Source organism: Pseudarthrobacter scleromae, assembly GCF_014644515.1.
In the GTDB taxonomy this organism is placed as follows: Bacteria; Actinomycetota; Actinomycetes; order Actinomycetales; family Micrococcaceae; genus Arthrobacter; species Arthrobacter scleromae.
In genome coordinates this window covers 75,523-93,362 of the sequence record NZ_BMKV01000003.1, presented here as the reverse complement: position 1 = coordinate 93,362, position 17,840 = coordinate 75,523, and the positions used below count along the sequence as shown (strand labels likewise).

Sequence of the window (17,840 nt, the reverse complement as noted above, 5' to 3'; positions counted from 1 at the left end):
TAAGGAACGACGGCGGCCGGTCACCTGAGATTCCCAGGTTACCGACCGCCGTCGTATTTATTGGTGTTGTCTATTTGGCCGCTTCCAGCAGGTTGGCGCGGACCGCCTGGGTTGCCTTGACCAGGTTCCGCAGGGAATCCTCGGTCTCGGCGTAGCCGCGGGTCTTCAGGCCGCAGTCCGGGTTCACCCACAGCTGGCGGGAGGGTACGTGCTTGACGGCGGTGGCCAGCAGTTCGGTCACCTCCGCCTCACCCGGAACACGCGGTGAGTGGATGTCGTAGACGCCCGGGCCAACGCCGCGGCCGAAGCCGTGGGACTCGAGGTCGTGGACAACCTCCATGCGGGACCTGGCGGCCTCGATGGACGTGACGTCCGCATCCAGTCCGTCGATCGCGTCGATGATCACGCCGAACTCGGAGTAGCAGAGGTGGGTGTGGATCTGGGTGGCGTCGGCAGCACCGGCGGTGGCCAGGCGGAAGGAGTCCACGGACCACTTCAGGTAGCCGGCGTGGTCAGCCTTGCGCAGCGGAAGGAGTTCGCGCAGTGCAGGCTCGTCCACCTGGATGACCTTGATGCCGGCAGCTTCGAGGTCTGCGATTTCGTCCCGCAGGGCCAGGCCCACCTGGTTGGCGGTCTCGCCCAGGGGCTGGTCGTCGCGGACGAAGGACCAGGCCAGGATGGTGACCGGACCCGTGAGCATGCCCTTCATCGGCTTGCTGGTCAGGGACTGCGCGTACTTGGCCCACTCAACCGTGATGGGCGCACTGCGGGTGACGTCGCCCCACAGGATGGACGGACGGGTGCAGCGGGATCCGTAGGACTGGACCCAGCCGTGGACGGTGACGTCGAAGCCCTCCAGGTTCTCGGCGAAGTACTGGACCATGTCGTTGCGCTCGGGCTCGCCGTGCACCAGGACGTCGTAGCCAAGCTCTTCCTGCAGCTGGACAACCCGCTTGATCTCGTCCTTCATGAGCTTTTCGTACTGCCCGTCGGTGAGGTCGCCCTTGTTGTTGCGGGCGCGCGCCGACCTGATCTCGGAGGTCTGGGGGAAGGAGCCGATGGTGGTGGTGGGCAGCGGCGGCAGGTGCAGCGCTTCTTCCTGGGCGGCTTCGCGGACTTCGTAGGCTGAGCGGGTGAAGTCGGCTGCGGTCAGCGCCTCGGTGCGTGCACGGACGTCGGAGCGGCGCACGCCTTCCGCGGTGGCCCGGGAGGCGATGACGGCCGTTGCCTCATCGATGGCCGCCCGGGCGGAGGCGGGATCGGCCAGGTAGGACGCGAGGGTCTTCACCTCGACGGCCTTCTGGTCCGAGAACGCCAGCCAGCTGCGGAGCTGCTCGGAGAGCTGGGTTTCCTCGGCAACATCGTGCGGGACGTGCTGGGTGGAGGTGGAGGTGGAGACGGCAACCTTGCCGGCTGCCGCCTTCAGTGCGTCCAGCTTGGCGGCCGATGCGGCGAGGTCGTTGCGCCAGATGTTGTGGCCGTCCACGACGCCGGCAACCAGGGTCTTGTTGCCCAGGCCTGCGAGTGCCGCGGCGGAGGGAACAGTGCCCTTGAAGACATCGATGTGGAGGGCGTCGATGTTGGTGGCGGCGAGGGTGCCGAGCTGGCCGTCCAGCGATCCGTACGGTGTTGAGACGAGGATCTGCGGGCGGTTGGCCGCCGAGGAGAGGACCTCGTAGGCGCGGGCCACGGCGGCCTCGACCTCGCCGGCCGGGGTGTCCTGGTCCACCACCAGGGCGGGCTCGTCGAGCTGGACCCAGCTGGCACCCGCGGCGGAGAGCTTCTCCACGAGCTGGACGTAGACGGGCAGGATGTCCTCGAGGCGGGACAGCGGCGCGAACCCGGCGGGGGCGCCGTCCGACGCCTTGGACAGGAGCAGGTAGGTGACGGGGCCCACGATGTACGGGCGGGTCTCGACGCCGTTGGCCAGTGCGAACGCGAACTCGTCAACCTTGGCGGTGGAGGCGAGGGTGAACTCGGTCTCCGGGCCGATCTCCGGGACCAGGTAGTGGTAGTTGGTGTCGAACCACTTGGTCATTTCGAGCGGCTGCTGGTCCCTGGTGCCGCGGGCCAGGGTGAAGTAGCCGTCAATGTCCAGCTGGCCCTTGTCATTGAGGAGCTTGCCGAAACGGGCGGGGACAGCGCCGAGGTGGGCGGTGGTGTCCAGGACCTGGTCGTAGTAGGAGAAGGTGCCCGGCACTGCGGCCGGTTCGGTGAGGCCGCGTTCCTGCAGGCGCTTGGCGATGGCCAGCTGGATGTCCTTGGCGGCGGAGTCCAGAGCGGCGGCGTCGATCTTTCCTGCCCAGTAGGCTTCGACGGCCTTCTTGAGCTCGCGGCGGCGGCCGATGCGCGGGTAGCCCAGGAGGGATGCAGCCGGGAACGGAGTGTGGTTGGGCGTGGTGATTTTAGACATGGGAAATCCTAAGAGTTGGGTACAGGTCCGCCGTGGGCGGAAAGATTCAGTGCAGGAAGGCGTGCGTCAGCTGGCGAGCTGGCGGGCAGCTGCATCCGGGCGGATGCCGGAATGCGTACGCCGCGGAAGGGCCAGCTTGTCCAGCAGCTCCAAGGCACTCTGGTGCTCATTGAAGGTGTAGATGTGGATGCCGGGTGCGCCGGCCTGCAGGGCTGCGTTGGCAAGGTCCACCGTGGCATCGACACCAATGCGGAGGCGTTCGATGTCATTGTCCGCTGAGGCCAGGCGTTCCAGCAGCTCGGGAGCGGGCTCCACGCCGGTCAGTTCGCCGAGGCGCCTGACGCGCCGGAGGCTGGTGAGGGGCATGACTCCAGGGATGATCGGGATGGTGACCCCTGCACGGCGTGCCCTGGTGAGGAGGTCCGCGTACTGGTCAGTGTGGAAGAAGACCTGCGTGATGGCGAAGTCCGCGCCGGAACGCTGCTTGGCAAGCAGCACCTCGACGTCGTGCTCCTCGCTGGGCGACTCCGGGTGGCGGGTGGGGTACGCCGCCACGCCTACCGCGATCTTTCCGGCGCAGAGCAGTGCCGAGCGGCGCTGCTCGACGCGGCGGATCAGCTCGATCAGGTCCTGGGCGTACCGGAGCGAACCGGCAACCGGCGCCGCGCCGTCCTTGGGCAGGTCGCCGCGGAGCGCCAGGATCCCGCGCACCCCGGTGTCCAGCAGTTCACCGATGATTCCCGCCAGTTCCTGGGGCGTGTTGCCGACGCACGTCAGGTGCGCCAGCGGCCGGAGGGTGGTTTCCAGCAGGAGCCGGTTGATGAGTTCGACGGCGGTGTCCCGGTTTGAGCCGCTCGCACCATAGGTGACGGACACGTAGTCAGGTGCGGTGGTTTCGAGTTCCCGGATGGTGGTCCAGAGGGTTTCCGCGGCTGCCGGCGACCGGGGCGGGAACAGCTCGTAGGAGAGCGCCACCGGAGCGGTGTCGGAGAGATTCGGGTGTGTGTCAATAAGGCTTGGTGGAGACATTTGCATCCTTGGCTTTGGGCCATTGGGGGCTGCCGTCGAATGCGACGGCGGACCGGCAATGAATTTGAGTTTGGGGAACACGGAAGAACTCCACAGGACGCAGCCGCGACTGTTACGCCTGGATTGAAGTTCTCCGTGAGCAAATGTCAGGCCCACATGGGGGCACCCACACCCTCCAGAAGGAGGATCGCTGACACGTTACCTCGGTAACTTGTATAAGACTCTATGAGGGACAGGTACCGCTTTCAAGTTGGCTCCCGAATTAAGACGCAGTTTTACGGCCTGCAGCTCGTCCCCACGGAATTTTGTTTCGCGCCGGTACGCTACCACGGCCGGCTGGTGCCGGCAGAGTCGCCGGAGCCGTCCAGGTAGTCCTCCCTTTCGCGGCCGCTGTTGCGCTCACGCTGGGCCTGCCGGGCACTGTCTTCCAGTTGTTCGAGCTTGCGTTGCTGCGCGGAATCCTCGCTGCCCTCGCCGGGGCTTTCCTCCGGCCCGGTTTCCTGGGCCGGCTCCTGGTCCTGCACCTGGCGGGCGTCGGAGAGCTTTTCCTGCAGCCGTGCTTCCGCTCCTGCAAGCCTGTCCCCCGTCCCGGCCGGGTGCCGGTCGGATAAACAGCCGTCCGGCGCCGCCGCGACGGCTGCGATCGCTTCCTCGAACAGGGAGGCGGCCGCCGCCGGGTCCTCCGCACCGAGCTTTTCGTCGCCAAGCCGCTCAATGGCCAGGACCAGGTTCACCCTGATAACGCATTCCCCGGCCGATCCGGATTGGCGGGGAGGGACGAGGCCAAGCGCTTCCTCGAACCGGAGCCGGGCGGCTGCGAAGTCCCCGGCAAGGACGTCCGCGTCCCCGGCAGCGAAGGGCGCCTTGTGCGGTTCAATAAGGTTCACGACGTGGAGTGCCTCCGCCGCGGACCGGACCGATGCGGCGACGTTCGCTTCATAGGCGCCGGCAGCCCGCGCTCCCAGCAGGCCAAGGCTCAGGAGTTTGGCCGCAACACACAGCATGAGGATCACGGGTACGGCTGACCAGGCCAGGAGGCGCCGTCTTGCCGTCCGCCGGTCCACGCCATGCTTGGCGGACGTCATCGGATAACCGCCTTGCTGCCGCTGGTTTTGTGGACGCTGGAGCGCCCGGCCGCCGCCGGAGCGGTGCATGAAGGAGCGGTGTGTGAAGGAGCGGTGCGTGAAGGAGCGGTGCGTGAAGGAGGGCCCGCCGGTATGCTGCGGAGTTCGCGGGACTGCCGAAGGAGCAGGACCAGCTCCCAAAGGCCCAGGACAAAGGCGCCTGCTGCCGGGATCCAGTAAAGCTCGGTCCGTGCGGCCAGGGAGCCGTCCTGGCCGGCGTTCGTGAGGGCGCCGGCGTCCAAGGCGGCGGGGCGGGCGTCCTGCAGCATCGGGGCGGCGGAGTTCCCGGCTGACCGGTGCACGTAGGGCACACCCAATTGCCCCGCGATCTGCTGGAGCCGGCCTTCATCAATCCTGGAAAGTGCATATCCGGCGCCATCACCGCTGCTGTCCCGGAGATAGGAGGCGTCACCACCTGGTGTGGACCCGTCGTCGTACTCCTCCCCGGTGTTCTCCCGCATCCTGCCACCGCCCGCAGTGCCGTAGCCCAGCACCGCTCCCCCGGCCACCAGGCCGTCCTCGAGATCCATCGGCGCCGGTGCTTTTGCGCTGGTCTGTTCGCCGTCGCCGAGGTAGAACACAAGCCGGAGCCGCCCGGGGTGGCTCTGCCTGGCAAGGCTCAGGCGTTCGGAAAGCACCTCGCGGGCCGCCGTGATACTGCTTCCCTTGGCATAGGCGGTCACCTGAGGCTCGAGGACGGACGTGATCGTATCCAGCGCCAACGTGTCGGTGGTCAGGGGCATCCGGACGTGGGCCGCGGTGTCGAAGGTGATGACCGAGAACCGGGCACCGGGCAATTCTTCGGCGATGGCCGCGATGTCCTTCCGTACCCCCGCCATCCGTGGTTCCGCGTTGCCGTAGTCCTCCGCCACCATGCTGGTGGTGGTGTCCACCACGAAGAACACGTTCAGGTCGGCCGTTGCCGCCTGGGCCGTTCCTCCCGGCAGCCCCGGGCGCAGCGAAGCCCCCACCAGCAACAGGACCAGCATGGTGTGCCGGACCCCGGCGCGGCGGCCCGCCCTTCCGCGCTGATGCCGGCTGTTCCCAGGCCTGCGGAGCTGCCATACCAGGACGGCCACGGCGGCAGCGATGAGGGGAAGAAGCAGCCACCAGGGCAGCACCGGCTGGAGGGTCATGGCCGCAACCGCCAGCCGGCAACCGCGAGGACCAGTCCGGACAGGAGGGCAGCGGCCAACGGAAGGCCCGGCTCATCGGAGACGACAGCCCGCGGGGCGCCGCGGAGCGCTGTTTTCTCCGTTTTCTCGACGCCCCGCACCACTCCCGGCACGGCCTCGGGGTTGTCCAGCGCATAGTAGGCCCCGCCGGTGGACTCTGCCGCGGCCCGCAACTGCGCCCCTGGCTGGTCCGGGCCGGCGCCGTAGTCGAGGTCCCCCGGATTGAGCGCGTAGACGTGCACCGCCCTGTCTTGTGCGATGGCTGCGGCTTCGGCAAGGGTCATGATGGGCTCCCCGGAGAGGAAGTTGTCCGTCGCCAGGACCACGGACCGCGAACGCTGCGGCTGGCCGGCGGTGCGCGGGAAGCTGTTGAGGCAGGATGCCAGGCCGTCCCCGATCAGGGAGGAGCCCCGGCCGCTCCACGTTCCGTCCAGGAATCCGGAACTGCCGGGCTTGCCGTCGAACGCGTCCCGGGCCAGCTCCAACTGCTCCCGGGCGTAGTGGTAGTCGTCGGTCAGCGGAAATACCTGGATGGCCGTGCTGTCAAAGATGGTGAGGCTGATCCGTTCTCCATCGAACTCCGCAGCGAGTGTGGCGAAGACGTCCACCACCGCGGCGTCGGCGCTGCTCATGGAACCCGAGGTGTCCAAACACAGCATGATGTCCCGGTTGTGCTGTTCGGGCCGCGTGGTTGTCACCCCGGCGGGCCGGGCTGCTGCCACCGCCGTGGAGGCGAGCAGCGCGGCGCAGGCGATCAGGGCGACCGCAAGCCAGCGGCGGTGCCGCCGCAGGGCCGCCTGGTATTCCGGGAGGAGGGTGAGCCGGTCCGCATGCGCCACCGGCCGTCGTCGTGCGTTGGCTGTGCTGTCGGTCCGTTTGGCTGCCCACCAGGCTGCGCCTGCCGCCACCGCGGCGGGGGGAAGCAGCCACCACCACATCAATTCCATGCCTGCACCGCCCTTCGGGCTGCGGCAGCGGACGAGGCTACGGAAGGAACGGGGTCGGGGCCGAACGCGGCCGGGTACAGGGCTCCGACGGCGGCCGCAGCCGCGGGAAGGGGATGCCTGGCCAGGTCCGCCTGCGTCATGCGGGGCGCGTCCACTCCGGTGGCGTCGCGGACGAACTTCCTCAGCAGGAGGCTGATTTCCTGGTGGGAGTCGCGGGCGCTCCGCGTTCCGGCGGCGGCGTCCCGTTCCACATCATCGATCCGCTGCAGGTACGCGGCCTTGAGTGCTGCCAGGTCCGTCAGCTGGGGAGGACGCTGCATGCCGTGCGCCTCCAGCGGCCTGCGCGTGGCTGCCAGCACAAAGACATACCAGGCGGCCACCAGGACCAGCAGCGCCACGCCGGCCCACATCCATTCCGGGCCATACTGCAGGGGGCCGTAGAACCCGGAGTCAGCCTGCACGACGGTGCCTTTCCAGGAGAGCGAACAGCGCGGTCACCACGTCCCGGCTGCACGCCACTTCGCCCTCCGTGATGCCGGCCTGGCGCAGCATGGCTTTCCGGCCGGTGTCGCGTTCGGCGACGGCGGTGGCATAGGCGGAGGCGACCGCCGGGTCCCGGGCGAGGTGTGCAAGGAGCGGGTAGGAGCCGGAAACGCTGTAGGAGTCCGGAACCTGGTCCGGCGGCAGGAGGGGTTCGTCCGGGACGAGCCCGGCGTCCCGGACGGTGAGCCAGAGGATCTCGTGCTGGGCCTGGAGGCGGCGGAGCAGCTGGCTGGTGGCCGGGCTTGCCGCCAGTTCATCGGCGACGATGAACAGCAGGTTGCGGCTTTTGATGGTCCGCGCAACATGGTCCAGCTGGACCTCGAGCCTGCTGGGCGCGGCGTCCAGTGTTGCCGCTGAGTCCACCCGCCGGAGGAGGCGTTCAAGGTGGGCCTCGCCGCCCTTGGCGGGAAACGCCGTCGTGCCCGCGGAATCGCCGGACACCAGCCCCACCACGTCGCCGTGCCGGTGGGCAAGGTACCCCATAACGCCCAGGGCCATCACCGCGATGTCCTTTTTTGTTTCCCCGCTGCGGGCCGCAGCGGCCATGTTGCGGCCGGTGTCGGTGACCAGGAGCACTGTCTGCCGGCGGACCGCCACGTAGCGCCTGATCAGCGGTGAACCGTGCCGAGCGGATGCCTTCCAGTCAATGTCGCGGACCTCGTCCCCCGGGATATAAGCGCGGAGGTCATCGAAGTCCAGGCTGCGGCCGCGGAACACCGAGCCGTACTCGCCGTCGAGCATGCCGCGGGCTTTGCGGTGGGCGAAGATGGCCATGTCCGACTTCACCCGCTGGAGGAGGCTGGTCACGCAGGGCCTCAGGGCGTCTGGACGGCAGCGACGACGGCGTCAATCACCGTTTCCACCCGCACTTGTTCCGCCACTGCGTCGAAGTTCAGGATCAGCCGGTGCCGCAGTACCCGGTGGGCCAGCGTTTTGACGTCCTCGGGAATGACGTGGTCCCTGCCGTTCAGCAGTGCCACCGCACGGGCGGCCTGGCTGAAGGCGATACTGGCCCGGGGGCTCGCGCCGAACTCGATGAAGCCGGCCAGCCGGGAGTCGATGTACTGGTGGGCGTTCCTGGTGACGAAGACCAGCCCCACGATGTAATTGATGACGGCGGGATCGATGTAGACACGCCGGACCAGTTCCTGGGCGGCGGTGACGGCCTCCAGGGAGGCGGCGGCGGCGGGCACCTGCTCCGGCGTGTACACCCCGGCATCGATGCGCCGGATGATCTCGGCTTCCTCCGCGGGGGACGGATAGTCCAGCACGTCCTTGAGCATGAAACGGTCCATCTGGGCTTCCGGCAGCTGGTAGGTGCCCTCCTGCTCGATGGGGTTCTGGGTGGCCAGGACCAGGAAGGGCGAGGGCAGCCGGTACTCCTGGCCGCCGATGGAGGTCTGGCGTTCCTGCATTGCCTCAAGCATGGCGCTCTGCGTTTTGGCGCTGGAACGGTTGATTTCGTCCAGGAGCACAATGTTGGCGTGGACCGGTCCCAGCTGCGTGAGGAACGTGCCGTTGGCGGCATCGTAGATCTGGGTTCCCACAATGTCGCTGGGCAGCAGGTCCGGGGTGCACTGGATCCGCCGGAAGTCGGCGCTCACTGCCTCTGCAACGGCCTGGGCGGCCGTGGTCTTGGCAAGGCCCGGGACGCTTTCCAGGAGGATATGCCCGCCGGTCAGCAGTCCCACCAGCAGCGATTCACGCAGCCGGGCCTGCCCCACAACCTTCGCGTCAAAGCTGCCGGCAATATTCGCCGCCACCTGCTGTGCCCGGGCCAGTTCCGTGGGTTCGATTCTCGCGGACGCACTGGTCGAAAGCACTGGATTTTCCCCCTGGTGGCTGAACTGGGCGTGGCTGCCGGCCGGCTGCACTCCGCCCGCCATCCTATCCAAGACCGCTCCGGCATTTTGGACAATGGGGACCCCTCCCCATCAGCCGTTGCCAGGTCTATCCTTTTGGCATGAGCGAGCTTCCAGCCAGTTACAAGGAGTTTCTCGCCGACAAAAGCGAGATGTTCATCAGCACCGTCAAGCCCGTCCTGCAGCAGTCCGCTGCGGACAAGCTTCATGGAGTACGGGTCACGTACAACCCGGGTGCCACCGGCCACCAGGCCCACCTCGACGAGACCCTTCCGTTCGGTGTGGTCCTGGAGGACATCGACTGAAACCGTTCCTCCTGCCCGTCCGGCTGCGGCAGCAAAGCCCGTTCAGCCCCGCACCGCTCCGGACAGGGCAAAGGAACCGCTGCCGCCCCTCGCCACGATGACGTAGAGAACCAGCACCGGCAGCGAATACAGAATGGAGAATGCGGCCAGCTGGCCGTAGGCCACTGCACCATGCTGTCCGAAGAAGCTGAAGATGGACACCGCCGCGGGCTGCCGTGCCTCCGAGAGGAGCAGCACGAATGGGACGAAGAAGTTTCCCCAGGCCTGGATGAACACAAAAATGAACACCACCCCCAGCCCCTGCTTCATCAGCGGCAGGACAATGGTCCGCAGTGCCGTCATCCGCGATGCGCCATCCACCCAGGCTGCTTCTTCCAGCGACACCGGCACGCCCTCCATGAAGTTCCGGGTCATCCAGATGGCCATGGGCAAGGTGGTGGTGGCCATAAAGAAGATGGTGGCAGTCATCGAGTCAAGCAGTTCAAGCTGGACGAAGAGCCCATACACGGGGACCATGATCGCCGTGATGGGCAGGCAGGTCCCAAAGAGGACGGTGTACATGAAGGGCCGGTTGAACCTGGACCGGTAGCGGGACAGCGGGTAGGCCGCCAGTACAGCGGCCACAACGGTGACCGTGGCCGTCCCCCCGGACAGCAGCACACTGTTCCATAAGGGCCGGAGCAGCAACTCCGGCGTCAGCACTGCGGCGAAGTTGCCCAGGCCGGCCCGGTCCGGAAGCTTCAGCTCATGCCCGGCTTCGGCGTCCAGCGAAGCCAGGATGAGCCAGAGCAGAGGCAGCAGAAAGCAGGCGCCGATCAGAAGCAGCACCAGGTCAGCCGGGGTGCTGCTGGCGTGGCGCCGTCTGGGCGCGGCGGGCCGGAGCGGAAGGCTGCCCAGCGTCCTGGCGGGGGCGGTCATGGCCGGGGCTCCCGGAGCAGCCGCACGTATGCCAGTCCAAAGACGGCGCCGATCAGGATCAGCACCGAAGCCACGGCTGTCCCGTACCCGATATCCCCGAACTTGAAGGCCTCCTGGTAGGCAAGGACAGGCAGGGTGGTGCTGGCGTTGGCGGGCCCGCCCGCCGTCATCACCCAGACGAGCGTAAAGACGGCGAGGGTCTGCAGCGTGATCAGCATCAGGTTGGTGGTGATGCTCCCCCGGATCATCGGCAGCGTTATGAACGCGAACCGCTGCCAGCCGTGGGCTCCATCCATCTGGGCCGCCTCGGTCACCTCCGCCGGAACCTCATTCAATGCGGCCCGGTACACCAGCATGGAAAAGGCTGTCCCCCGCCACACGTTGGCGAGCATCACGGCCACCATGGGAAAGGCGTACAGCCACTCCTGCCGGACAAGTCCCAGGCCGCCCAGTAGCTGGTTCAGGGTCCCGTCCCCGCTGAAGTACGCATAGGCGGCGAAGGCGGCCACGATTTCCGGCAGCACCCAGGCGGCCACCACGGTGGTGCCGACGACGGCGGACACCAGCGGCCGTGCCCGCCGCATCAGCACGGCCAGCGCGAGGCCCAGCAAGTTCTGCCCGAGCACCGCCGAACCCGCCACGAACACCACCGTGAGGAGGACGGAGAGCGGGAACACGGGATCCGTCAGCAGCCGCTGGTAGTTCTCCAGCCCCACCCATGAGGGATTGCGGGCACTGCGGCCGGTGAGGCCGGCGTCAGTGAGGGATGCGTGGAAGGCCCAGAGCACGGGGCCCGCCAGGAAGACAAGGAGGAGCAGGACAGCAGGAAGGACCGGAAGGTAACGGAGCAGTTGCCGTGCCGTGTCTGGAGACCGCACCCGCTACTTCCGGACGGTCTTGGCGGCACCCACGATGTCCGCCACGGCGGCGTCATAGTCCGCAGCCGCTTCCTGGGGCGACCTGGTGCCGGTGATGACCGCCTCGGTGGCTTCCTGGACAGCCGCGGAAATACGGGGGTAGTCGGCAGTTGCAGGGCGGTACTTCGTCACCGAAACGAGGGCGGAGACATCCCTGACGAACGGGTTGGCGTCAAGGTACCCGGGGTCGGCGGCCACGTCTTTCCGGACGGCGATCTGCGAGCTTTCCACGGTAAAGCTGAGGGAGTTCTGTTCGTTGAGCGCAGTTGTCAGGAAGCTGAACGCCAGCTCAGGCTCCTTGGTCTCCGCCCCGAGCGCCAGCGTCCAGCCGCCGGACATGCTCACAGCCCCCGGCGCCTGGCCGTCCTGGGTGGGGAAGGGGGCAACGCCCATCTCCTGTTCGTAGCCCGGCCACTCATAGCTTCCGCCATCCTGCCAGAACGACGGCGCGTAGGACCCTTCAACCGTGGCGCCCATCTTTGCGTTGGGGAGCCATTCCCCGAACACTTTCTTCCACACGTTGGCATCGAGGGCCTCGGCTGGAGAAACGGCCAGCTGTTCGTCATAAAGGGTCTTGAGGAAGGCCAGCGAGTCCTGGAAGCCGGCCGAGCCCACCACCCATTTCCCGGTCTCTTCGTCATAGAGCGAGGATCCCGTGCCGTACAGCAGCTCGTAGAAGCTCTGCATGACGGTTCCCTCGCCTGTTCCCTTGCCCGCGTACATGTTGAACGGGACAACGGTGGGGTCGTTGGCCTTGATCTTCCTCGCCGTGTCCAGGATGTCCTGCCAGCTGCGCGGCTCCCAGGGAAGGGTGACCCCGGCAGCTTCCAGGACTTTCCGGTTGTACCAGATGGCGCGGGTGTCGGTGCCCAGGGGCACTGCGTACGTCCCGCCGTCGTCCGCACGCCCTGCCGCCTTGGCGCCGTCGTCGAACGTGTCCCATTCCTCCCAGCCCTCCAGGTAGCTGTCCAGCTTCAGCAGGTAGCCGGCGTCCACGTCGGAGCGGACTTTGAACGTGTCCTCGTAAAAAACGTCGGGCGCCGTGGATGGCGAGCGCAGGGCAAGGGCCAGTTTTGTCCCGTAGTCGTCGTCGTTGGCCTGGATGGGCTGCAGCTCAACGGTCACTCCCTGGTTCGCCGACTCAAACTCCTGCTTGGCGGCCTGGAGCATGGTGTCCAGGGCGGTGAAGGAGTCCGTTTTCTGGTAGGCCACTTTCAGGGTTTTGGACGAAGCGCCAGGATCGCCCGGGCTGCAGGCCGCCAGAGCTACCGTTGCCGCGGCAATCAGGGACATGGTCTTCAGGGCCCGGCGACGCATGGCGCTCCATTCGGTCGATGGCGGCGGCCCTGTTTGGCGGGCCCCAAACCGCACAGTAAGCACATGCTAGATGGACGTCCTGCGGCAGGCAAGGCGCTGCGCACAGCCCGCCGGGTCAGCTCTCGAGGAGGAGCCGCTGCGCCCGCGGGGCCAGCGTATGTTCCAGGACGAGGGAAGCCGCCCCGATGGCGCCGACGTCGTCCCCCACCCCGGTGCCCACAACCTCGATGGGATGGATGAGCCGGGTGTCGCTGTGAGCGTCCAGCAGCGCCGGGATCTTCTCGAGGTAGCGGTCCGCCAGGCGGCTCCAGAACGGCCCGCCGAACACCACCCGTTCAACGTCCAGCGTGTTGGTCACCACGGCCACCGCCCGGGCCACGCGCACCGCGGACCGGTCGATGATGGCAAGGGCCTGTTCGTTGCCCTGGTCCGCGAGGTCGCACAACCGGGAAAAGCTCTGCTGGATTTCCGCTCCGCTGTTGCCTGAACGGGAGCCGTCCAGGATGCCGGCGTCTTCCGCTTCGGATACCAGCACCTGCGGGATGCAGGTGGATTTTACGCAGCCGCGCAGGCCGCAATCACAGGGGGCGCCGTCAGGATCCACAATGATGTGGCCGATCTCGCCGGCATTTCCGGAGGTTCCCCGGATCACCTCGTCATTGAGGACAATGCCGCAGCCTATGCCGGTGCCCATGTACATGAAGATGAAGCTGCCGGAACCGCTGGGGCCGCCGGCCCAGGTTTCCGCTACGGCCGCGCTCGTGACGTCCTTGTCCACCAGGACCGAGTATCCGGTGGCTTCGGAAAGGGCGCTGCGCAGTTCCACCCTGTCCCAGCCGGGCAGCAGCGGCGGATCCACCACAGTGCCGTTGTCCAGGTCGATGGGGCCCGGTGCGGCCACTCCCAGGCCGGCGATCCGCTCCCGGTCCACGCCGGAATCCTCCACCAACTGGTCGATCTCGGCCGCGATGGTGGTGATGACCGCCGAGGGGTCGTTGCCGCCGGGGGTTTTGATCCGGGAATGCCGCACCACCGATCCCACGAGGTCCAGGACCACGAACGTGGTCACCGCGGGATCGAGGTGGACGCCGAGGGCGTACACACCGCCAGGGTTGAGCCGGAGGATGGTGCGGGGCTTGCCCGGGCCGCTGCCTTCCTTGCCGGCTTCCACGATCAGGTTCTGGTCCAGGAGGCGCCGTGAGATGTTGGAGATGGTCTGCGGCGACAGGCCCACAATCTGGGCAAGTTCCACGCGGCTGAGGCCGCCGGAGGACCTTCGGATGGCGTCCAGGATCACCGTGAGGTTGAAGTCCCCCATTTTGGGCAGGTTGGTTCCGCGCCTCGGAGAGGATTGGCGGATCTCAGTCACAGCGTCCCCTAAACGTCTTCGGCCACGTACATATGGTGATGCTTGAATCGTACGTTACGCGTGGTCAGAGACCCATAGGACGGCACGACGGCGCGGCGCGGCCCCGGTGCGCGGGCCCGGCAGCGAAGGTGGGCTGCCCGGCAGGCTGCGGGCCACGGTTCAGGCCCCTGCCGGGTCCGCGCCGCGGCGGGTGCTCAAGGTCACCGTGAACTTGGGGTTCCGGCCCTTCACCACGGTTGGCCCGACGTGCCGCTCAAGCGCCGGCAGGTAGGGCAGGTGGCGGTTGAAGACCGTCCACAGTTCTCCCTTCGGAGCGAGCACCCTGCCCGCGGCTTCAATCATTTTCAATCCTGCCCCGGCATGGACGCCCGCACCTACGTGGAACGGCGGGTTGAGCAGGACCAGGTCCACGCTGCGGTCCGGCATGGTGCTGAGCGCGTCGTCCTGCAGGACCGTAATGCGCTCAGCCAGGCCGTTGGCTTGCGCCGTGGCCTGGGCGGACGCCACGGCAGCGGCGGACTGGTCCGTGGCGGTCACCTGCGAACCGGGGTGCTGCCGGGCGTACATGGCGGCAAGGATTCCGGTGCCGCAGCCGAGGTCGACGGCGTGCCGGGCCGCCGTCATGGAGGGAAGGAACGTCAGCAGGAACCTGGTGCCAATGTCCAGTTTGGTGCCTGCGAAGACGGCACCGTGGGCGGCGACCTTGAGGTCGAGTTCGGCGAGGTGTTCGACGACGGGATAGCGCTCCTGCTCCCCGCTCCCCTGCGGCCCGCCCGCCAGGATCACGCGGGATTTCTGCCGGGCAAGCTGGGGCCGGACCGAGCGGAAGTGCCGTTCCAGCACGGAGTTCATGCCGAGGGACATGTGCTTGACCCGCCCGCCCGCGAGCAGCGTGACGTCAGGCGCGGCGTACCGGGCCACGGCGGCAGCAACTTCATCCAGTTCAGCCAGGGTCTTGGGCAACTGCAAAAGCACCGCCTGGGCGCCGGCAAGGAGCTCAGGCCCGAGCGGCAGCTGCGTGAAGCCGGGCTGGTCCGCGGCTCCGCCGCCGGACGTTCGTGCTGTGGCCTCCGGCACGTGGGCGGCGTTGCGACATGCGGCCGCGTTGAGCTGCAACGCGCGCTCTCCCGTAATCAGGTCCTGGTGCACGCGCACCGAAGCCGGGCTGAGCGTGGCCAGGGCACCGAGGGTCAGGGCACCGTACCGGTCCCCGATGACGGCAACCGTGCTTCCGCCAGGAACCAAGTCCGCAGCTGCTTCCAGCAGGAGCCGGTCCGTGGCGTCCCACGCCTGCAGGTTGGGCGCTTCCACATCCGGCCTCCGCCGAAGTGCGCTGAAGACGTCCCCAAGATTGTCTGATGCCACGTGTTCTGCCGCTTCCGTTGTGCGTGTGCTGTGTGCGTTTGCTGGGGTGCGTGGACCGGGCACGGGCCGTCAGCCCCAACTTACTGGTGTTGCCGCCGGACTGATCCCGGGGAGTTTGAGGATGGCCGCCACGGCGGCGCGTCCGGCTCTGTTGGCCCCGATCGTGGACGACGACGGCCCGTAACCGACCAGGTGGACGCGGGGTTCCGAGGCTACCTGGGTTCCTTGCATCGCTATGCCGCCGCCGGATCCCCGCAGGTGCAGCGGCGCGAGATGCTCCAGCTCCGCACGGAACCCGGTGGCCCACAGGATCGCATCTGCGGGCCGGAAACCTCCGTCAGCAAGCCTCACGCCGCCGGGCTCTATGGAGGTGAACATCGGCTGCCGGTCCAGGGCGCCCCTGGCCGCCGCCACTTTGAGTGCCGGCGTCCGGATCAGGCCGGTCACCGACACCACGCTCTGCGGCGGCAAGCCCCTGCGGACCCGTTCCTCCACCAGGGCCACCGCGTCGTGTCCTGCCTTGGCGTCGAATTCCTCATCCCGCCACACCGGTTCCCGGCGGGTGAACCAGCTGGTGCTGGTGACGTGCGATATTTCGTCAAGGAGGCCTACAGCCGAGATGCCGCCGCCCACCACTATCACGTGCTGTCCCTTGAACTCCTCCGCGGAGACGTAGTCCGCCACGTGGAGCTGGCGTCCGCGGAAGGTGGACCGCCCGGGGTAGATGGGCCAGAACGGGCGGGTCCAGGTGCCGGTGGCGTTGATGACCGCCCTGGCTGTCCAGTCTCCGTCCGATGTGGCGATCCCGAGCAGGCCGGCAGGGTCCGCGTCCTCCCTGCTGACCGCGTGGACCTTCACGGGCCGCCGGACGGACAGCCCCAGTTCCTCCTCGTAGTCGCTGAAGTAGCGTGCCAGGAATTCCGAGCTGGGCTCGCGCGGATCCACGGCGGGCTTGGCTATACCGGGAAGATCACTGATGCCGTTGACCGTTTCCATCCGCAGGCTCTTCCACCGGTGCCGCCACGCACCGCCGGGACCATCCTCGGCGTCGAAAATTAGGTGGTCAACGCCACGGCGCTGAAGGTGATAGGCAGCCGAGAGCCCGGCCTGGCCCGCGCCGATAACAACGACGTCGGCACGGGCAGAATTCACTCCCCCATGATAGTCGCGGGGCGTCTCCCGGCCTTAGTCTTGGCCCATGGAGACGGGAGGACCACCATGACCACAAGCAAAGGACACGCAGAGCGCCTGGCCCAGGCCCTGTCAGTTGTGCTGGACACCGAAGACATACCATTGCGCCTGCGGGCCTGGGACGGGTCAGAGGCAGGGCCAGAGGGGGCACCTGTCCTGGAGTTCCGTTCCCGCCGGGCCCTCCGCCGGATCCTGTGGTCCCCGGGCCAGCTCGGCCTGAGCCGTGCCTACGTGGCGGGCGACATCGATTCGCCCGGGGACATCTTCGCGGCGTTCACCGCGTTGAGTTCAGCCGGGAAGTTCGCGGAGCCCGGTCCGTTCCGGCGGCTCACGGCCCGGGAAATGTGGACGCTGCTCCGCACGGCCGTCCGGCTGGGCGCGCTGGGCCCCAATCCGGCGCCGCCGCCGGAGGAGGCAAAACTGGTGAAGAAGGGCCGGCTGCATTCGCGCCGGCGCGACTCGGCAGCCATCTCCCATCACTACGATGTGGGCAACGATTTCTACGCCCTGGTGCTGGGGCAGTCCATGGTCTATTCGTGCGCGGTCTGGCCGGACGGCAGCTACGGCACGGAATCCCCGGAGTCGGGCGACCGGCTCGCCGCCGGCCTGGATGAAGCCCAGGAGGCAAAACTGGACCTGGTGTGCCGGAAGCTGGGCCTGCAGCCGGGAATGCGGGTGCTGGACGTAGGCTGCGGCTGGGGAAGTTTCGCCCTCCATGCTGCCGGAAAGTACGGCGCAACAGTGGTGGGAATCACCCTTTCCACGGAGCAGGCAAACCTTGCACGGAAGCGGGCCGCCGAGGCCGGCCTGACGGAGCGGGTGGACATCCGGGTCCAGGACTACCGGGACGTCGGGGACGGCCCTTTCGACGCCATCAGCTCCATCGGGATGTCCGAACATGTGGGCAGGGAGCAGACGCCAGCCTACGCGGCCGCTTTGTTCAGCCTGCTCCGGCCCGGCGGGCGGCTGCTGAACCATGCAATTTCCTGGAACGCCGGGCCCACCAAGCCGGATCCTGATTCGTTCATTCCGCGCTACGTGTTTCCGGACGGGGAGATGATCAGCCTTGGCGAGATGGTGGCCGCCCTGGAGGGCGCCGGATTCGAGGTCCTGGATGTGGAGGCGCTGCGGCGGCACTATGCGTTGACCCTGCGTGCCTGGGTCAACCGGCTGGAGGCCAACTGGGACCACGCCGTGAAACTCGCCAGCCTGGGCAGGGCGCGGGTCTGGCGGTTGTATATGGCTTCCAGCGCGCTTGGCTTTGAGGGCGGCCTGACGGGCGTCAACCAGGTCCTGGTCCAGCGGCCCGGCGGTGAGGAGCCCCCGCTGCGGCGGACAGCCTGGCTCTAAAGGAGAGAAAAATTA

General features: G+C 67.5%; 16 protein-coding genes. 2 read left to right on the top strand and 14 right to left on the bottom strand.

The features are described 5' to 3' along the window. Positions 1 to 70 precede the first annotated feature (70 nt). From metE to IEX33_RS08490, 8 genes are all read right to left on the bottom strand, one after another. Positions 71 to 2,413, bottom strand: coding sequence for a 5-methyltetrahydropteroyltriglutamate--homocysteine S-methyltransferase (gene metE / locus IEX33_RS08525; RefSeq protein WP_188729368.1), 2,343 nt, complete (start codon positions 2,411 to 2,413; stop codon positions 71 to 73). A gap of 66 nt (positions 2,414 to 2,479) precedes the next feature. After that, positions 2,480 to 3,442: a methylenetetrahydrofolate reductase gene (locus IEX33_RS08520; RefSeq protein ID WP_188729366.1), complete on the bottom strand. Its 963-nt coding sequence runs from the start codon at positions 3,440 to 3,442 to the stop codon at positions 2,480 to 2,482. A 323-nt stretch (positions 3,443 to 3,765) separates the two neighbouring features. Further along, positions 3,766 to 4,527, bottom strand: a complete 762-nt coding sequence (locus IEX33_RS08515; RefSeq protein WP_188729365.1) for a hypothetical protein — start codon at positions 4,525 to 4,527, stop codon at positions 3,766 to 3,768. Then, on the bottom strand, positions 4,524 to 5,702 hold the full coding sequence (locus tag IEX33_RS08510) for a vWA domain-containing protein (protein ID WP_188729363.1): 1,179 nt from the start codon (positions 5,700 to 5,702) through the stop codon (positions 4,524 to 4,526). Before IEX33_RS08510 ends, IEX33_RS08515 begins: the two co-directional genes overlap by 4 nt. Next, positions 5,699 to 6,688 (bottom strand): vWA domain-containing protein, encoded by a 990-nt coding sequence (locus IEX33_RS08505; RefSeq protein ID WP_188729360.1) that lies wholly within the window; start codon positions 6,686 to 6,688, stop codon positions 5,699 to 5,701. Before IEX33_RS08505 ends, IEX33_RS08510 begins: the two co-directional genes overlap by 4 nt. Next, positions 6,679 to 7,149: a hypothetical protein gene (locus tag IEX33_RS08500; RefSeq protein ID WP_188729357.1), complete on the bottom strand. Its 471-nt coding sequence runs from the start codon at positions 7,147 to 7,149 to the stop codon at positions 6,679 to 6,681. The genes IEX33_RS08505 and IEX33_RS08500 overlap by 10 nt, the downstream gene beginning before the upstream one ends. Continuing rightward, on the bottom strand, positions 7,139 to 8,038 hold the full coding sequence (locus IEX33_RS08495; protein ID WP_188729355.1) for a DUF58 domain-containing protein: 900 nt from the start codon (positions 8,036 to 8,038) through the stop codon (positions 7,139 to 7,141). The genes IEX33_RS08500 and IEX33_RS08495 overlap by 11 nt, the downstream gene beginning before the upstream one ends. Before the next feature lie 8 nt (positions 8,039 to 8,046). Continuing rightward, on the bottom strand, positions 8,047 to 9,054 hold the full coding sequence (locus IEX33_RS08490) for an AAA family ATPase (RefSeq protein WP_188729353.1): 1,008 nt from the start codon (positions 9,052 to 9,054) through the stop codon (positions 8,047 to 8,049). A 140-nt stretch (positions 9,055 to 9,194) separates the two neighbouring features. Here IEX33_RS08490 and IEX33_RS08485 point away from each other — a divergent pair, with 140 nt between their 5' ends. Continuing rightward, positions 9,195 to 9,398, top strand: coding sequence for a hypothetical protein (locus IEX33_RS08485; protein ID WP_188729352.1), 204 nt, complete (start codon positions 9,195 to 9,197; stop codon positions 9,396 to 9,398). 42 nt (positions 9,399 to 9,440) lie between these two features. Here the strand turns inward: IEX33_RS08485 and IEX33_RS08480 are convergent, their stop codons facing one another. From IEX33_RS08480 to IEX33_RS08455, 6 genes are all read right to left on the bottom strand, one after another. Continuing rightward, positions 9,441 to 10,316, bottom strand: a complete 876-nt coding sequence (locus IEX33_RS08480) for a carbohydrate ABC transporter permease (RefSeq protein WP_188729351.1) — start codon at positions 10,314 to 10,316, stop codon at positions 9,441 to 9,443. Beyond that, a complete protein-coding gene (locus IEX33_RS08475) occupies positions 10,313 to 11,194 on the bottom strand; it encodes a carbohydrate ABC transporter permease (protein ID WP_188729350.1) in 882 nt (293 codons plus the stop codon). Before IEX33_RS08475 ends, IEX33_RS08480 begins: the two co-directional genes overlap by 4 nt. Before the next feature lie 3 nt (positions 11,195 to 11,197). Next, a complete protein-coding gene (locus tag IEX33_RS08470) occupies positions 11,198 to 12,550 on the bottom strand; it encodes an extracellular solute-binding protein (protein ID WP_188729349.1) in 1,353 nt (450 codons plus the stop codon). 115 nt (positions 12,551 to 12,665) lie between these two features. After that, positions 12,666 to 13,868 (bottom strand): ROK family transcriptional regulator, encoded by a 1,203-nt coding sequence (locus IEX33_RS08465; RefSeq protein ID WP_188730095.1) that lies wholly within the window; start codon positions 13,866 to 13,868, stop codon positions 12,666 to 12,668. Positions 13,869 to 14,078: 210 nt separating this feature from the next. Beyond that, the gene (locus tag IEX33_RS08460; protein ID WP_188729348.1) at positions 14,079 to 15,284 is read right to left on the bottom strand and encodes a class I SAM-dependent methyltransferase; all 1,206 of its coding nucleotides are present in this window, start codon (positions 15,282 to 15,284) and stop codon (positions 14,079 to 14,081) included. 69 nt (positions 15,285 to 15,353) lie between these two features. Beyond that, positions 15,354 to 16,436: an FAD-dependent oxidoreductase gene (locus tag IEX33_RS08455; protein ID WP_188729347.1), complete on the bottom strand. Its 1,083-nt coding sequence runs from the start codon at positions 16,434 to 16,436 to the stop codon at positions 15,354 to 15,356. A gap of 66 nt (positions 16,437 to 16,502) precedes the next feature. Between IEX33_RS08455 and IEX33_RS08450 the strand changes: the two genes are divergently transcribed. Continuing rightward, positions 16,503 to 17,825, top strand: coding sequence for a class I SAM-dependent methyltransferase (locus tag IEX33_RS08450; protein ID WP_188729345.1), 1,323 nt, complete (start codon positions 16,503 to 16,505; stop codon positions 17,823 to 17,825). Positions 17,826 to 17,840: the final 15 nt, after the last annotated feature.

What these genes read in the sequence shown, in the direction of transcription:
- IEX33_RS08470 (WP_188729349.1), bottom strand. Translation starts at nt 12,550, where the DNA reads ATGCGTCGCCGGGCCCTGAAGACCATGTCCCTGATTGCCGCGGCAACG.
- IEX33_RS08485 (WP_188729352.1), top strand. Translation starts at nt 9,195, where the DNA reads ATGAGCGAGCTTCCAGCCAGTTACAAGGAGTTTCTCGCCGACAAAAGC.
- IEX33_RS08510 (WP_188729363.1), bottom strand. Translation starts at nt 5,702, where the DNA reads ATGACCCTCCAGCCGGTGCTGCCCTGGTGGCTGCTTCTTCCCCTCATC.
- IEX33_RS08480 (WP_188729351.1), bottom strand. Translation starts at nt 10,316, where the DNA reads ATGACCGCCCCCGCCAGGACGCTGGGCAGCCTTCCGCTCCGGCCCGCC.
- IEX33_RS08505 (WP_188729360.1), bottom strand. Translation starts at nt 6,688, where the DNA reads ATGGAATTGATGTGGTGGTGGCTGCTTCCCCCCGCCGCGGTGGCGGCA.
- IEX33_RS08465 (WP_188730095.1), bottom strand. Translation starts at nt 13,868, where the DNA reads ATGGGGGACTTCAACCTCACGGTGATCCTGGACGCCATCCGAAGGTCC.
- metE (WP_188729368.1), bottom strand. Translation starts at nt 2,413, where the DNA reads ATGTCTAAAATCACCACGCCCAACCACACTCCGTTCCCGGCTGCATCC.
- IEX33_RS08515 (WP_188729365.1), bottom strand. Translation starts at nt 4,527, where the DNA reads ATGACGTCCGCCAAGCATGGCGTGGACCGGCGGACGGCAAGACGGCGC.
- IEX33_RS08450 (WP_188729345.1), top strand. Translation starts at nt 16,503, where the DNA reads ATGACCACAAGCAAAGGACACGCAGAGCGCCTGGCCCAGGCCCTGTCA.
- IEX33_RS08520 (WP_188729366.1), bottom strand. Translation starts at nt 3,442, where the DNA reads ATGTCTCCACCAAGCCTTATTGACACACACCCGAATCTCTCCGACACC.